Origin of the sequence: Pelagibacterium limicola (genome assembly GCF_015694405.1) — a bacterium.
In the GTDB taxonomy this organism is placed as follows: Bacteria; Pseudomonadota; Alphaproteobacteria; order Rhizobiales; family Devosiaceae; genus Pelagibacterium; species Pelagibacterium limicola.
Map to the genome: position 1 here is coordinate 526,664 of NZ_JADQDB010000003.1, position 15,202 is coordinate 541,865.

At 62.3% G+C, this 15,202-nt stretch carries 15 protein-coding genes; 8 read left to right on the forward strand and 7 right to left on the reverse strand.

All coding sequences use genetic code 11. The features are described 5' to 3' along the window. Window positions 1–19 precede the first annotated feature (19 nt). Window positions 20–241 (reverse strand): hypothetical protein, encoded by a 222-nt coding sequence (locus tag I2G20_RS08720; RefSeq protein ID WP_196259295.1) that lies wholly within the window; start codon window positions 239–241, stop codon window positions 20–22. Between the two features lie 183 nt (window positions 242–424). On the opposite strand from I2G20_RS08720, the gene I2G20_RS08725 reads away from it, so the two are divergent. The 5 genes from I2G20_RS08725 to I2G20_RS08745 all read left to right on the forward strand — a co-directional run bounded on the left by I2G20_RS08725 (window position 425) and on the right by I2G20_RS08745 (window position 5,688). Then, on the forward strand, window positions 425–868 hold the full coding sequence (locus tag I2G20_RS08725) for a MarR family winged helix-turn-helix transcriptional regulator (RefSeq protein WP_196259296.1): 444 nt from the start codon (window positions 425–427) through the stop codon (window positions 866–868). Between the two features lie 430 nt (window positions 869–1,298). Next, entirely contained in the window at window positions 1,299–1,841 is a 543-nt protein-coding gene (locus tag I2G20_RS08730) for a TRAP transporter small permease (protein ID WP_196259297.1), read from the forward strand. Then, window positions 1,838–3,160, forward strand: coding sequence for a TRAP transporter large permease (locus tag I2G20_RS08735; RefSeq protein ID WP_196259298.1), 1,323 nt, complete (start codon window positions 1,838–1,840; stop codon window positions 3,158–3,160). Before I2G20_RS08730 ends, I2G20_RS08735 begins: the two co-directional genes overlap by 4 nt. A gap of 77 nt (window positions 3,161–3,237) precedes the next feature. Then, window positions 3,238–4,263, forward strand: coding sequence for a TRAP transporter substrate-binding protein (locus I2G20_RS08740; RefSeq protein ID WP_196259299.1), 1,026 nt, complete (start codon window positions 3,238–3,240; stop codon window positions 4,261–4,263). A 192-nt stretch (window positions 4,264–4,455) separates the two neighbouring features. Next, complete coding sequence (locus I2G20_RS08745; protein WP_196259300.1) at window positions 4,456–5,688, forward strand: MFS transporter; 1,233 nt, start codon at window positions 4,456–4,458, stop codon at window positions 5,686–5,688. A 37-nt stretch (window positions 5,689–5,725) separates the two neighbouring features. On the opposite strand, the gene I2G20_RS08750 is transcribed toward I2G20_RS08745, so the two are convergent. The 6 genes from I2G20_RS08750 to I2G20_RS08775 all read right to left on the reverse strand — a co-directional run bounded on the left by I2G20_RS08750 (window position 5,726) and on the right by I2G20_RS08775 (window position 12,186). After that, the gene (locus tag I2G20_RS08750) at window positions 5,726–6,493 is read right to left on the reverse strand and encodes an SDR family oxidoreductase (RefSeq protein WP_196259301.1); all 768 of its coding nucleotides are present in this window, start codon (window positions 6,491–6,493) and stop codon (window positions 5,726–5,728) included. An 11-nt stretch (window positions 6,494–6,504) separates the two neighbouring features. Beyond that, window positions 6,505–8,286, reverse strand: coding sequence for an IlvD/Edd family dehydratase (locus I2G20_RS08755; protein WP_196259302.1), 1,782 nt, complete (start codon window positions 8,284–8,286; stop codon window positions 6,505–6,507). Next, complete coding sequence (locus tag I2G20_RS08760) at window positions 8,283–9,182, reverse strand: DMT family transporter (protein WP_246472943.1); 900 nt, start codon at window positions 9,180–9,182, stop codon at window positions 8,283–8,285. The genes I2G20_RS08755 and I2G20_RS08760 overlap by 4 nt, the downstream gene beginning before the upstream one ends. 117 nt (window positions 9,183–9,299) lie before the next feature. After that, window positions 9,300–10,313 carry a TRAP transporter substrate-binding protein gene (locus tag I2G20_RS08765; RefSeq protein WP_196259303.1) on the reverse strand — a complete coding sequence of 338 codons (1,014 nt, stop codon included), beginning with the start codon at window positions 10,311–10,313 and terminating at the stop codon, window positions 9,300–9,302. A gap of 53 nt (window positions 10,314–10,366) precedes the next feature. Beyond that, window positions 10,367–11,644 (reverse strand): TRAP transporter large permease, encoded by a 1,278-nt coding sequence (locus tag I2G20_RS08770; RefSeq protein ID WP_196259304.1) that lies wholly within the window; start codon window positions 11,642–11,644, stop codon window positions 10,367–10,369. Then, window positions 11,644–12,186, reverse strand: a complete 543-nt coding sequence (locus I2G20_RS08775; RefSeq protein ID WP_196259305.1) for a TRAP transporter small permease — start codon at window positions 12,184–12,186, stop codon at window positions 11,644–11,646. Before I2G20_RS08775 ends, I2G20_RS08770 begins: the two co-directional genes overlap by 1 nt. Window positions 12,187–12,400: 214 nt before the next feature. Between I2G20_RS08775 and gntR the strand changes: the two genes are divergently transcribed. The 3 genes from gntR to I2G20_RS08790 are packed head-to-tail and all read left to right on the forward strand — an operon-like array spanning window position 12,401 to window position 15,194. Next, window positions 12,401–13,456 (forward strand): HTH-type transcriptional regulator GntR, encoded by a 1,056-nt coding sequence (gene gntR, locus I2G20_RS08780; protein ID WP_246472944.1) that lies wholly within the window; start codon window positions 12,401–12,403, stop codon window positions 13,454–13,456. Beyond that, the gene (gene denD / locus I2G20_RS08785) at window positions 13,456–14,445 is read left to right on the forward strand and encodes a D-erythronate dehydrogenase (protein WP_196259307.1); all 990 of its coding nucleotides are present in this window, start codon (window positions 13,456–13,458) and stop codon (window positions 14,443–14,445) included. The genes gntR and denD overlap by 1 nt, the downstream gene beginning before the upstream one ends. Further along, a complete protein-coding gene (locus I2G20_RS08790) occupies window positions 14,442–15,194 on the forward strand; it encodes an SDR family oxidoreductase (RefSeq protein ID WP_196259308.1) in 753 nt (250 codons plus the stop codon). Before denD ends, I2G20_RS08790 begins: the two co-directional genes overlap by 4 nt. The last annotated feature ends 8 nt before the right edge of the window (window positions 15,195–15,202 follow it).

Here is a 15,202-nt window from a genome sequence, read left to right on the forward strand (position 1 = left end):
CCCCTCGCGGCCTGGGCGCCTATCCGGGCTGGGCGGCCGGCTTCTCCTCGCTGGCCTTGCGCTGGACCACGCTATCGATCACCGCGGTTGCCCGCAGGCGGCATGCGTCCTCTCCCTCGGCCCTGCTCGCTCGAATCCGTTCGGCCAGTTTGGCCGGCAACAGCGGCGGCCAGACTTTTACTTGCCAGGTTTTGTCGAAGAGCGTGCGGACGCGATATCCACGATATTCGAATTCAGGCATTCCCAACCTCCCGCTTTGGTCATGCTGATGGCCTCTTTTCGCGAATTAGCGCGAAAACGCGACGATATAATGTCTGGAATGGGGCAAGGTTCCGCTCTGTACGCTGCTTTACATAACCGTGCATGTCTGTAAGTTCCGCCGCAAGACTATTTAGGCCGTGAAGGCGTTGAGGGGGTTCACCAAATGACGGGAAGCGGCGACGCTCTGCGGGTCGAGGAGACCACTTCAATTATCGGTTACCGGCTGCGCCGGGCGCAACTGGCGATATTCCAGCAGTTCCTCTCAACGTTCGAAACGCTCAACCTGCGTCCGGCCGAATTCAGCGTGCTCGTCCTCATCGGCAACAATCCGGGGCGCAAGCAAACCGAGATCGCGGAAGTGCTCGGCATCAAGCGCGCCAATTTCGTCACTCTTATCAATCGGCTCGACAGCCGGGGCCTGACCGAGCGGCGGGTCGTGCCAGGCAATCGCAGGGCCAATGCCCTTTATCTCACCCCCGCCGGCGCGGGGCTCCTCGAGGAAGCGCGCAGGCTGCAGGATGCTTTCGAAACCCGTTGTGTCGAGAAACTCGGGGGGCCGGAAGCGCGCGACACGCTCCTCGACCTGCTCGAAAAGCTTTGCCGCTAGTACGGCCAACAAACTGGTCCCGAGTCCTCTTTACCAAAAAAATGATCCCTTCGAGCGAAGCGCCAGAATCGGCTTGCATTACGTTTCCAAGTGATATGTTATGCCGCATAACAGAAAATGGCGGAAAAGCCGAAATGACAGGTTTCTGGGGAGTATCGGAGGATTCGCGTTTGACCGCCGCAGCCCCGATGTATGAATAGTCCAATGATATGTCCCCTCGATCCATTGTCAGCGGGGGCCGGCATGGCAAGGTTGCGGGCTGACCCCTGCCGGAACCGGCAGGACGAAAAAACGCAAGCGAATGAGATCATGTGATTTGCACCCATGATCCGTTCGCGACAGGTTCGGGCCACCCCTCCCGGGACGGGAGAGGAAACCGGACCCATTCGCATAGGCGATCGACCTAAGGGACGTCGTCAGGGAGGAAGAGTTGTTTCAGGACGGTTCGCCCTTAGGGCGCGCTATTTACGGACTCGCCAAGGCAACGGCGCTGGCAGGCGGCATTGCGCTGCTTGGGCTGGTGGTGCTCGTTGTGGTCAGCGTGTTCGGCCGTGCGTTCATCTGGGCCGGGCTCCGACCCGTTTACGGTGACTATGAACTGGTCGAGAAGGGCGTCGGGTTCGCCATCTTCGCCTTTTTGCCCTGGGCGCACCTGACCCGATCGCACGCGCTGGTCACTCTGATCACCGACAGGTTCGGCGACGCAGTCAATCGCGTCATTCTTGTCATTACCGACGTCATGATGCTGGCCGCCTCTTCGTTCATTGCCTGGCGGCTGTATTACGGCATGCTCGACAAATTCGCCTATGGCGAAACCACGCTCATGCTTCGGATACCGCTTGGCTGGGGCTACATGGCAGGTTTCGCTGGAGCCCTCGTTTTCGCAATTGTCTCTGTATATGTTCTCGGTCGAAGCCTATCAGCTGCGATCAGGGGCGAGAATGAACCCAGCGCCCAGGGTGCCCATCTATGAGCAATATCGCCATCGGGCTCCTCGCCTTCCCCGTCATGCTCGGCCTCATCTTCCTGCGTGTGCCCATAGGGCTGGCCATGCTCGGCGTCGGGATCGGGGGCACCTATCTGATTACCGGCAACATCAATTCGCTACTCGCCCAGTACAAGAACCTCAGCTACAGCACGTTTGCCAGCTACTCGTTTTCGGTTGTCCCGCTGTTCCTGCTGATGGGCCAGTTCGCAACCATTTCGGGCATGTCCGCAGCGCTGTTCAAGGCCGCAGCGGCGTGGCTGGGCCATCGCAAGGGCGGTGTAGCCATGGCGGCGGTCGGCGCGTGCGGCGGGTTCGGCGCAATTTGCGGATCCTCACTCGCCACCGCGGCCACCATGGGCCATGTGGCGCTACCCGAAATGCGCAAATATGGCTATTCAGGTGCGTTGGCGACGGGCGCGGTCGCGGCCGGCGGCACGCTTGGTATCCTCATTCCGCCGTCCGTGATCCTCGTGATCTTTGCGGTGCTGACCGAACAGAACATCGCCAAGCTATTTATGGCAGCCTTCATTCCGGGCATCCTTGCCGCCATCGGCTATGTGATTGTCATCGCGATCTATGTCCGCATCAAACCTGAAGCCGCCGGAACGCGCGCTCGCGTCCCCTACCGTGAGCGGTTCATCGAACTTGCGCGGATATGGCCGGTCCTTGCAGTGTTCCTTGCGGTGATCGGCGGCATCTATACGGGTGTGTTCACCCCCACCGAAGCCGCTGCCGTCGGCGCCGCCGGAACGTTCATCATCGCGCTTGCCGCGCGTTCCCTCTCGCTTAACAATATTTCCGAAGCCTTGTTGGCGACCGCAGCTTCAACGGCCATGATATTCCTGATCGTTCTTGGGGCAGCCGCACTGAACGGGTTCCTCGCGGTCTCGCAGCTACCCCAGTTCATTGCGAGCTGGGTCGGCTCGCAGGGGTTCAATCCGTGGCTTGTCCTGATCTTCGTTCTGATTTTCTATCTGCTGCTCGGGTGTGTCATGGACTCGCTGTCGATGATCCTCCTGACGGTGCCGATCGTCTTTCCGATGATGATGGTTCTCGATTTCGGCCTGTCACCTGACGAATTTGCGATCTGGTTCGGCATTCTCGTTCTGATTGTCGTCGAGGTCGGGCTGATAACGCCACCCGTCGGCATGAACCTGTTCATCATCAATTCGATGGCAAAGACAACGCGTCTTTCGGAGACATTCCGGGGCACGCTGCCGTTTGTTGCCAGCGACATCATTCGCACCATGATCCTCGTGGCCTTTCCAGGTATCACGTTGGCCCTGGTGTGGTGGCTCTACTAAGAGCGCAATATGGTGCCGGGCACCTCTGTCCTGCACCCAAGGTCCGCATGCGTGAGCATGCAAAAGGGAGAGAAAATATGAAACTAGGTAAGCTGATCGCCGCGACTTCCGTGGCCGTGATCGTTTCAGCCAGCGGTGCGCTGGCCCAGGAAGTGACGTTGCGTCTGCAGCAGATGCTGCCCGCATATGCCACCATTCCTCAGCATGCGATCGAGCCTTGGGCAGAACGCGTGATGGAGCAATCCGAAGGACGCATCAACATCGAGCTTTATCCGTCAATGCAGCTCGGTGGAGCCCCTGCCAGCCTGTTCAGCCAGGCACAGGACGGCGTGGTCGACATCGTCTGGACCGTTCTGGGCTATACGCCTGGCCTGTTCCCCAAGTCCGAAGTGTTCGAGCTTCCGTTCATGCTGACGAACGGCGAAGACACGTCCGTGGCGTTCTACAACTACGTCATGGAAAACTCGGCTGAGGAATTTGCAAGCGTCAAGGTTCTAGCCCTGCACACGCATGGCCCCGGTCTGTTCCACACCAAGGATCCTGTCACATCCCTTGAAGACCTTCAGGGCATGAAGATCCGTGGTGGTTCGCGCATCATCTCCGACATGCTTGCCAATCTCGGCGCAGAGCCTGTCGGCATGCCCGTCCCGCAGGTCTCTGAAGGCCTGTCCCGCGGCGTGATCGAAGGCACGACGATCCCCTGGGAAGTCACGCCCTCGCTGCGTGTTTCCGAACTGGTGACAAACCACACCGGTTTCTCGGGCGAGAATGGGCTTTACACCCAGACCTTTGGTTTCGTCATGAACCGTCAGAGCTATGACAATCTGCCTGACGATCTCAAGGCCATCATCGATGCCAACTCCGGTGTCGAAGTGGCTCGCGAGTTCGGTCGCGTCATGGATATGGGCGACGAAATCGGCCTCAAGATCGCCCAGGATCTCGGCAACAACATCGTCACGCTCGACGAAGCCGAAACCCAGCGCTGGAAGGATGCCGCCCAGGTCACCATCGACCAGTGGTTTACCGAAATGGAAGCCATCGGCGTTGACGGCCCGGCCCTCTACGCTGCCGCGCAGGCTGCAATGGAAGCCGCTTCCCAGTAATCACAGGACGCACAATACCCGATCCTGAAGGGCGCCCTCGGGCGCCCTTTTTCGTTGCTTTTCAAAGCCCGCGCGCAGGCGTAATTCTATCCGGATCGATAACCGCGCCAGGCCGCGGAAAATTTGCGGCCTCCTGTCGGAAATCGCGCAGCCCGTTCGTCAAAGGAACAGGATGCATGGAGGGACCGGCAAATGGTCAGGCATTATGGTTGGGTTATCGTTGCTGCGGGCGCGCTGATTACGTGCGTTGCAATGGGCGCGATGTTCGCGCTGCCCGTATATCTTCAACCCATCGCCGAGGAAACCGGCTGGACGCGCGCAGGCATTTCCGGCGCGATGACGGTTGGCTTCGTCGTCATGGGCATAGCGGGCTTCGGCTGGGGGACGCTGACCGACAGGATTGGTGCCCGGCCGGTCGTTCTCGTTGCGTCGGTTCTGCTGGGCCTGGGGCTGTTCCTTGCCAGCCGCACGGACAACCTTCTCGTGTTCCAGCTCGCCTATGGCGGGCTTGTCGGCGCGGCGGGCGGCGCGTTTTTCGCGCCGATCATGGCTGCGACGATCACATGGTTCGACAAGCACCGGAGCCTTGCGGTGTCGCTGGTATCCGTGGGCGCGGGCGTTGCGCCCATGACGATCACGCCGCTGGCTGCCGTCATGATCGGCACCTTCGGCTGGCGGGATTCGATGATGATGACGGCCATTGCCGCCACCATCCTCATCCTTCCGGCAGGGCTGCTGATCCGCCGCGCACCGCAGGCGCTGGCCGAGGCGACACCGCAGACCGGAGTCGATGTCGAGCCGCACAAGCCGCAACCAAGGCGGCCCTTCGCGGCGCTACGCACCCCGCAATTCGCGATCCTCGCCGGCACGTTCTTTCTTTGCTGCGCGGCCCATTCGGGTCCGATTTTCCATACGGTAAGCTATGCGATGCTGTGCGGCATTCCGGCCCTGGCGGCGGCGAGCATCTATAGCGTCGAAGGTCTCGCGGGGCTTTTCGGGCGCGTGATCTTCGGGATCACGGCCGACCGCCTGGGCGTCAAGAAGGTCATCGTGGCCGGCCTCGCGCTGCAGGCCGTGGGCATCTACCTCTATATCTACGTTTCGGAATTGACCGGGTTCTATAGCCTTGCGGTCATGCTCGGGTTGGCTTACGGCGGCGTCATGCCGCTCTATTCGGTCCTGGCGCGCGATTATTTCGGCCCGCATGTCATGGGCACGGTTCTCGGCGGGGCGACGATGGTCTCGGCCATCGGCATGGCGTTCGGCCCGGTGGGCGGCGGCTGGCTGTACGACAATTTCGGCAGCTATCACTGGCTCTACATGGCCTCGGCCGCCGTGGGTGTCGCCGCAGCTGCGATGGCCATAGCCTTCCCGCCGCCCAAGAAGGATCTAGACACGCCAAATGGCGTGCCGCAGGCGGCTTAGCCATCAAATTGGGCGGCGTTGTCGAGGCATCGCCGCCCTATAACGAAACCGTCAACCCGCCATCGATATAGAGCGTGTGGCCGTTGATGAAGCTCGCCGCGTCCGAGGCGAGGAAGACGACGGCGCCTTTGAGTTCGCTCACGTCGCCCCAGCGTCCGGCGGGGGTGCGGTTTTCGAGCCAGGCGGTAAATTCTGGGTTTTCGACCAGCGCCTTGTTGAGAGGAGTCTTGAAGTAGCCCGGCCCGATGGCGTTGATCTGCAGGCCCTTGCGGGCCCAATCCGCCGCCATGCCGCGCGTGAGATTGCGTACCGCACCCTTGGTGGCGGTGTAGGGCGCGATGCTGGGGCGCGCCATTTCGGACTGCACCGAGGCGATGTTGACGATCCGCCCTGCCCCGCGCGCGATCATGTGCCGGGCGACGGCCTGGGCGACATAGAACACCGAGGAGATATTGGTGCGCAAAAGCTCCTCCCAGCGGTCATGCGGGAAGTCTTCGAGGGGCGCGCGGAACTGCATCCCGGCATTGTTGACCAGGATGTCGATCGGCCCCTGCCCGTCCTCGATTTCAGCCACAGCGCGCTCGATGGCCTGAGGGTCTGTGACATCGAACGCCGCGGCTGCCACGTCGAATCCCTTCTCGCGCAGGGCAGCCACCGCCCCGTCCAGCTTTTCGACGTTACGCCCGTTGAGCACGAGCTTGGCCCCGTGCTCTCCGAGCGCCTCGGCCAGCGCAAAGCCGATCCCCTGGCTCGAGCCGGTGACGAGCGCCCGGCGCCCGGAAAGATCGAACAGCGTGCTGGCCATTGCGGTTCCTTTCAGTGATTGTCGCGCGGCAACCCCTTGGTCTGCGCGATACGCTGGTAGTTGACCGCGGGCTTGAGCACCGCGCCGTTGCCAAGCTGATCGACAAGACCACGCTGGATTTCCTGCCAGGGCGTCTGGTGATCGGGGTATTTATAGCCCCCGTTTGCCTCGAGTTCGGCCCGCCGTGCGGCAAGCTCCTCGCTGGAAACCAGTATGTCCGCGGTTCCCGCACGCAAATCGATCCGCACACGGTCCCCGGTCCTCAATAACGCCAGCCCGCCGCCCGCGGCAGCTTCCGGTGAAGCGTTGAGGATCGAGGGAGAGCCGGAGGTGCCCGACTGCCGCCCGTCGCCGATGCAGGGCAGGGAATGAACCCCCTTCTTGATGAGGTAATCGGGCGGACGCATGTTGACCACTTCCGCCGCACCCGGATAGCCGATGGGGCCGGTGCCGCGCATGAAGAGCAAGGTGAACTCGTCGATCGCCAGGGCGGGATCGTCGATCCGGTGGTGGTAGTCCTCGGGCCCGTCGAAGACCACCGCCCTGCCCTCGAAGGCTTCCGGGTCGTCCGGGTTGCAGAGGTAGCGCGTGCGGAATTCCTCACTGATGACCGAGGTCTTCATGATCGCGTTATCGAACAGATTGCCCTTGAGGACGAGGAAGCCTGCCGTTTTCTGCATCGGCGCATCGAACGGCTTGATGACGTCGGTGTCCTCGATGGGAGTTGCGCGGCAATTCTCACCAATCGTCTTGCCGTTGACTGTGGGCGCGTTCTCCCGGATCAGCCCGTGCTTCATCAATTCGTTGACGACTGCCGGCACGCCGCCCGCGCGATAATAATCCTCGCCGAGATATTCGCCGGCCGGCTGCAGGTTGACCAGAAGCGGAACCTCGAGACCATGGGTCTGCCAATCCTCGATGGTAAGCTCCACGCCCACATGGCGCGCAATCGCGTTTATATGGACGGGGGCATTGGTCGAGCCGCCGATGGCGGAATTGACGACGATGGCGTTGAGGAAATTGTCCTTGGTCATGATGTCGGAGGGCTTGATGTCTTCGAGTGCCATCTCGACGATACGCTTGCCCGTGCGCCAGGCCATGGCCCCGCGATCCCGATAGGGCGCAGGGATGGCCGCCGAGCCAGGAAGCTGCATGCCCAACGCCTCGGCCAGCGAGTTCATGGTGGTGGCGGTGCCCATGGTGTTGCAGTAACCAACCGAAGGGGCGGAACTTGCGACGAGTTCGATGAACTCCTCATAGCCGATCTCGCCTGCCGCCATCATCTGGCGGGCCTTCCAGATGATCGTGCCCGAACCGGTACGCTGGCCCTTGTGCCAGCCGTTTAGCATGGGGCCGACCGAGAGCGCGATGGCGGGGATGTTGACGGTCGCTGCGCCCATCAGCATGGCCGGGGTGGTCTTGTCGCAACCGATGGTCAGCACCACGCCATCGAGCGGGTAGCCGTAAAGCACCTCGACGAGACCGAGATAGGCCAGGTTGCGGTCGAGCCCTGCTGTCGGGCGCTTGCCGGTTTCCTGGATGGGGTGGACGGGAAATTCGAATGCGATGCCGCCCGCCTCGCGGATGCCTTCGCGCACCCGCTCGGCCAGCACCACGTGATGGCGATTGCAGGGCGAGAGATCGGAACCGGTCTGGGCGATGCCGATGATCGGCTTGCCCGATTGCAGTTCCTCCCGCGTCAACCCGTAATTCATGTAGCGCTCGAGGTAGAGCGCGGTCATGTCCACGTTGTCAGGATTGTCGAACCAGGCGCGCGAGCGCAGCTTTTTCATGTGTTTTCTCCAAATCCGCGCGCAGGGGCGGCCGCCGTGGCGGCGCGTTTAGCCCTGGTATCGCGGAGATAAATGACCAGCCCTGAAGTTACAATGATCGCCGCACCCACGAGCATGAGAGGCCGCGGCAAATCCCCGAAAAACAGCCAGCCGAGGATAATCGCCCAAGGGAGCAACGTATACTGGAAAGGCGCGACGACGGCGGCGTCGGCGAGCTTTACGGCGCGGTTTACACAGATATGCGCAACCATCGCCACGATGCCGAGCATACCGAGCAGGAAAAAGTCCGGAACGGTTGGGGAAACCCAGCCGAACGGCGCGAGAACGATGCCCGCGAGCAGCGCGCCAATGAGCTGGAAAAAGACGAGCGTTTTATCGGGTGTTCCGCGCAATGTGCGGCCAGTCACAACCATCATCGCAAAGGCCAGTGTGCCGATGATGGCAACGACGATCGCCATGGGCTCCACCTCGCCGGACGGCGTCAGCGCAACGAGTACGCCGACGAACCCGATCCCGATGGCTGCCCAGCGCACCGGCCCGACCTTTTCCTTGAGCAGGAACGGCGAGAGCGCCGCCACATAGATCGGCGCGGCGAGCCAATAGGTCATCACATCGGCAAGCGGCAGGTAGATAACGGCCCAGTAGAAGCAGAACACCTCGGCAGTCGAGAATACGACGCGCGCCAGTTGCAGCATGGGCCGCTCGGCGCGCACGATGTCCTTGAGCCCGGCCTGCCAGAGAAACGGAAGCAGGATGACGAGCGCGACCGCCGAGCGGATGAGCAGCACCTGCCCCACCGAATAGGTGGCGACCAACCATTTGCCCATCGCATCGTTGAGCGAAAAAAGGAACATGCCGAGCAGCATGACGAGAATGCCCATGCGGGCGGGCGTCATGGCAGCCCCTGTTCCCCTTACCCCCGTTGCGTTCATTCCCGCTACCCTCGGCCGCGGCCGTTTCGATTTGGAGCGGGGGCCGGAAAGCCGGTCCCCGCCCGTTTGACCAGAGAGGAATTACTCCCCGCGCAGTTCCGCGAGGGCGGCCTGCATGCGCTCCACGACATCGGCGCCGATCGTTTCGGCGTGGCGTTCGTAGACGCCCTGCACCGCCTCGCGGATTTCGGCCATCGCTTCGGCAGAAAGCTCGTTTGCCTGCATACCCTCGGCGGTGATGCGGGCAAGCGACTCGTTGGACAGCGCCCGGCTTGCGGCACGCTGCACGTCACGGCCGACGACCGCGCAATCGCGGAGAATCTGCTGCTCCTCTTCCGAATAGGTCTCCCAGATGGCCCGCGAGAACAGGATCATGAACGGGGTGTAGGCGTGGCGGGTGGCCGACACGTATTCCTGGACCTCGTAGAACTTGGAGGTATCGATGGTCACATAGGGGTTTTCCTGGGCATCGATGGCGCGCGTCTCGAGCGCGGTGAACACTTCGCCGAACGCCATCGGCATGGCATTGGTGCCGAGCGTCTGGAAGGTATCGATGAAGATGTTGTTCTGCATCACGCGCACGCGCATGCCGCGGAAATCCTCGAGGCTTTCGACGGGGCGTACGCTGTTGGTGAGATTGCGGAAACCGTTCTCCCAGAAGGCGAGATTGACGAGGCCGTATTCGGGCATCATGTCCGAAATATAGTCGCCGAATTCACCATCGAGGATAGCGTCCGCTTCCGCCTCGTTGGCAAAGAGGAACGGCAGGTCGAACACGCCAAGTGCGGGGACGATGGAAACGATGGGCGAGGACGAGGTTACGACCATTTCCTGGGTGCCCGAGCGCAGGGCCTGGGTGGCCTGAAGATCGTCGCCAAGCGCCGAACTCCAGAACGCGTTGAACGTCCAGGCGCCGCCGGTCCTCTCGTCGATGCATTCGCGCATGGCCGCGATGCCATTGCCCACCGGATGGGTCTCGGCGACGCCGTTCGAGACGCGGATCGTGCGCTGCGAAACCTGCGCGCTGGCCGGCAGGGCGATGCTGGCGACAAGCGAGGCGGCAAGGCCCGCCGCAAAGATTGACTTGAGTTTCATTTTATATTCCTCCGGGTTGAATATCTTTGTTGTCGTTGGACTTTTCGTTCCTGTCACCGCATCCAGCCTAGGGGCACCGTGACGATTTCGGGGAACAGGACGAGCAGCATCAACACCGCGACCTGGGCAAGAAGGAAGGGCATCACCCCACCGATAACCTTGCCCATAGGGACGCGGGCGACCCCACTCACCACATTGAGAACGACCCCCACGGGCGGCGTGAGCAGCCCGATGCAGGTGGTCATGACGAAGATCACGCCGAAATAGACGGGATCGATTCCTGCCGAGCGCACGAGCGGCATCAGGACTGGCGACAGAATGAGGATGGTCGGCGCAAGGTCGAGCACCGTGCCGATCACAAGAACCAGCAGGACGATCACCACCATCAGCAGCTTGGGATTGTCGATAAGCGGCTGAACAATGGTGCCAAGTTGCGCGGGGATATTGGCGCTGGTGATGAGCCAGGATGTCACCAGGGCCGCCGAGACGAGGAACAGCACCACCGAGGTCATCTTGGCCGCGCGCAGGAGAACGCCGTAAAGATCGGCGACCTTCAGTTCGCGATAGATGAACATCCCCACGAACAGCGCATAGAACGCGGCCACCACGGCCGCCTCGGTCGGCGTGAAGACACCGAACCGGATGCCGCCCAGTATGATGACGGGCATGACGAGGGCCCAGCCGGCCTTGAGGGTTGCGTCGAGCCTTTGCCTGCCCGACTGCTTGGGCAGGGTTTCGACCTTTTCCTTGCGCGCCACGAACAGCCACATGACGACCAGCGAGGTGGCCATCAACAGGCCCGGCACGATGCCGCCCAGAAACAGCCCGGTGATCGAGACATTCGCGGCAACGCCGAAAATGATGAAGGCGATCGACGGCGGAATGACCGGGGCGATGACACCGCCCGCCGCCATGAGCCCGGCAGCGCGCGGGACGTGATAGCCGGCCTTGGCCATCATCGGGATGAGGATGGCAGCGAGCGCCGCGGAATCGGCGGCGGCCGAACCCGAGAGCGAGGCCATTATGACAGCGGCGATGATGGCAACGATGCCCAGCCCGCCCCGCACGTGCCCGACGCAGGCAATGGCGAAGTCGACGATTCGCTTGGAGAGCCCGCCGGCATTCATCAACTCTCCGGCCAGCAGGAAGAAGGGAATGGCAAGCAGGGTGAAGGTGTTGGCGCCGGTGATCATCTGCTGGGAGACGATCTGCGTGTTGAACATCCCCATGAAGCTCATGAGGATGATGCCCGTGAACATCAGGGCAAAGGCAACCGGCACGCCCAACGCAAGCGTTCCGAACAGGCCGGCGAGAAAGACACCGATGACCATCAGTTGCGCTCCTTTCCCTGCTCGACCGCAGGCCAGTCGGCATATTCGCCGGCAAATCGCGCGATCTCTTCCTCGGTGATTTTCCCGAGCAGGATACGGAGGATCCGGATAGCGGCGATGATCGCAATGCCGCCGCCGCTGACGTAGCCGATGCCATAGACCCAGATCATCGACAGATCGATCACGGCCGCCTTCATGGAGGCGTTGATGGGGTGCTGCACCCAGGTGCCGTGGAAAAAGACAATCGCGCAGAGCAGGATGATGACGTTGGAGAGCAACATGCAGATGACGCGCCCCCGCCGCCCGAACATGCGGACCAGCGTTTCGACGCCGACATGGGAATTTTCGTGGAAGGTGATGACGGCGCCGATGAAGGTGAGCCAGACAAAGAAGTAGCGCGACATCTCCTCAGACCAGGTAATGCCGCTGTTGAAACCATAGCGCAGCACAACATTGACGAAGACCATCAGCGCCATGCCCGCCATCAACAGGACAAGGGCAAGCTCGACGAGCTTGAACGCGGCAGCCGTGACTCTAGACATGACCACCCGATCCCAAGAGCGTGCACACCCGGTATCGCACCTTCGATTTCCTCCCCAGGGGGATATGCCAGCTCCAAGCCTCGCAATCCCGAAAGACCGACCGGCCACCCGAGCAGGGCTCGGGACAGGAATCCGATCTGGACATCGGCTTAAATGATAGCGTATGTCATTGTCAACGCCTGGCTTTACGGCATCAACCGGCTTGGGGGGACGCTTGGTTAAAAAGAACAATGTTTTTAAAGCTGTAACGCTCAAAGATGTTGCTGCGGCGGCAAATGTAAGCGTTATCACGGCTTCGCGCGCCCTTCGCACGCCCGACATCGTGTCCGGCAAGGTGAGGGCGCGGGTGCAGGAGGCCGTGGACGCGCTGGGTTACGCGCCGAACCAGGCGGCGCGCGCGCTGGCATCGGCAACCACCTCGATCATCGGCGTCATCATCCCCTCGATCACCAATCTTGTGTTCTCGGATGTGCTGAGGGGCGTCTACGATGCAATCGAGGGTACCCCCTATCAGGTCCAGCTCGGCAACACGCGCTACGCCGGCCGCAAGGAAGACGAACTGGTCCGCGTGTTTGCGGCCCAGCGCCCGGCGGGCCTCATCGTGTCGGGCATCGACCAGAGCGAAGCGACGCGGCAAATGCTCAGGAGCCTCGGCTGCCCGGTGGTGCAGATCATGGATATCGGCCCCGAGCCCATCGACATGATGATCGGCTTCGATCACCGCGAGGGGGGACGGGCGGCGGCGCGGCACCTCATCGAAAACGGCTACAGGCGAATCGGCTTTATCGGCGCACGCATGGATCCGCGTGCGCAGCGGCGTTTGGAAGGCTACCGGCAGGTGCTTCAGGACGCCGGGCTCTATGACGACGCCCTCGTCTTCACGACGCCCCATCCCTCCTCGGTCACGCGGGGCGGCCAGATGTTCGCCGATTTCCTCGGGGTGGCACCGGACGCCGATGCGGTGTTCTGCAACAATGACGACATGGCGCTCGGGGCGCTGTTCGAATGCCAGAGGCGGCACATCCGCGTGCCGGGCCAGTTCGGCATCATGGGCTACAACGACATCGAATATGCGGCGGCCAGCACGCCTTCGATTTCCTCGATCCGCACGTTCCGCTACGACATGGGGCACAGGGCGGTCGAAATGGTCATAGCGGCAGCAAAGGGCGAGCGGCCGGACCCGGCCGTGATCGATCTCGGGTTCGAGCTCAAGGCACGCCAAAGCACGGACCGCAAAGCCTTTGCCAGCCCGGAAGGAGAAACGGCGTAATGAATATCCTTGTCATCGGTGCGGGGGGCATGGTCGGCCGCAAGCTGACCGCCAGCCTACTCGAGAACTGCGTGCTGGCCGGCCGCGAGATCGGGCGCATCACGCTGGTCGATGTCGCGGCGCCGGACGCTCCGGATGGCAAGGGCATCGTCATCGACACGCGCGCCGCCGACATCGCCGACGCTTCGGTTGCACCGCGCCTCATCGAAACCCGGCCAGATGTCATCTTCCATCTCGCTGCCATCGTTTCAGGGGAAGCGGAGCTCGATTTCGACAAGGGCTACGCCATCAATCTCGACGGCACGCGGCACCTTTTCGAGGCCATCCGGCAGGCGGGCAAGGCGGAGCGCTATTGCCCGCGCGTCGTCTTTACCTCCTCGATTGCCGTTTTCGGCGCGCCATTTCCCGAAAAGATCGGCGACGAATTCTTTTCAACGCCACGCACGAGCTACGGCACGCAGAAGGCAATCGGGGAATTGCTGCTCTCGGACTATTCGCGGTGCGGGTTCTTCGATGGCGTGGGCATCCGCCTGCCCACGATCTGCATCCGCCCCGGCGCGCCCAACAAGGCCGCCTCGGGCTTTTTTTCCTCGATCCTGCGCGAGCCGCTTTCCGGCAGGGAAGCCGTGCTACCGGTCGATGACAGCGTGCGCCACTGGCACGCCAGCCCGCGCGCAGCCGTGCGTTTTCTGCGTCAGGCCGCCGAGATCGACACAGCATCGCTCGGGGCGCGCCGCAACCTCAACATGCCGGGGCTTTCGGCGACCGTCGGCGAACAGATCGAAGCCCTGCGGCGCATTGCAAGCAACAAGGCGGTGTCGCTCATCCGGCGCGAACCCGATCCGATGATCATCGAGATGGTCGATGGCTGGGCCAAGGATTTCGACGCCGCGCGGGCGATTTCACTGGGCTTTGAGGCCGAGACTTCGTTCGACGACATCATCCGCATTCATATCGAAGACGAACTCGGCGGAGCGCTACCCAAATGAGCGAGAGGATCGTAATCGTCACCGGCGGCGGCACCGGGATCGGCAAGGCGATCGCCGGTGCCCTGATTACCGAAGGCTACCGCGTCGCGCTGTTCGGGCGGCGGCAGGAAGTGCTCGACGCTGCCGCACAGGAGATCGATCCGGGGGGCGGGTTGACGATGACGGAGGGCGTCGATATCGGCGATCCCGATGCCGTCGGACGCGGGTTCGCGGCGGTGGTGGCGCGCTGGGGCCGGCTCGACCTGCTGGTCAACAATGCTGGTATGAGCGCGCCTTCGGTGCCGCTCGAAGACATTCCGGCCGGCGCCTGGCACCAGGTGGTCGCCGCCAACCTTTCCGGCGCCTTCTTCTGCACACAGGCGGCGTTCCGCCAGTTCAAGGCACAAACCCCACAGGGCGGGCGCATCATCAACAATGGCTCGATTTCGGCCACCACGCCCCGGCCGCAATCGGCACCCTATGCGGCAACCAAGCACGCGATCACCGGGCTCACGAAAGCCTCCTCACTCGACGGGCGGGCATTCAACATTGCGGTTGGCCAAATCGATATCGGCAACGCCGCCTCGGACATGACCGCGGCGATGTCCGGGGGCGTATTGCAGGCCGACGGCCGCATCGCGCCCGAGCCGACCATCGACGTCGCCCACATCGCCCGCGCCGTGCTCTACATGGCCAGCCTGCCGCTCGATGCGAACGTCCTTACGATGACCGTCATGGCCAACCAGATGCCGTTCGTGGGGCGGGGGTAGCGCAAGAG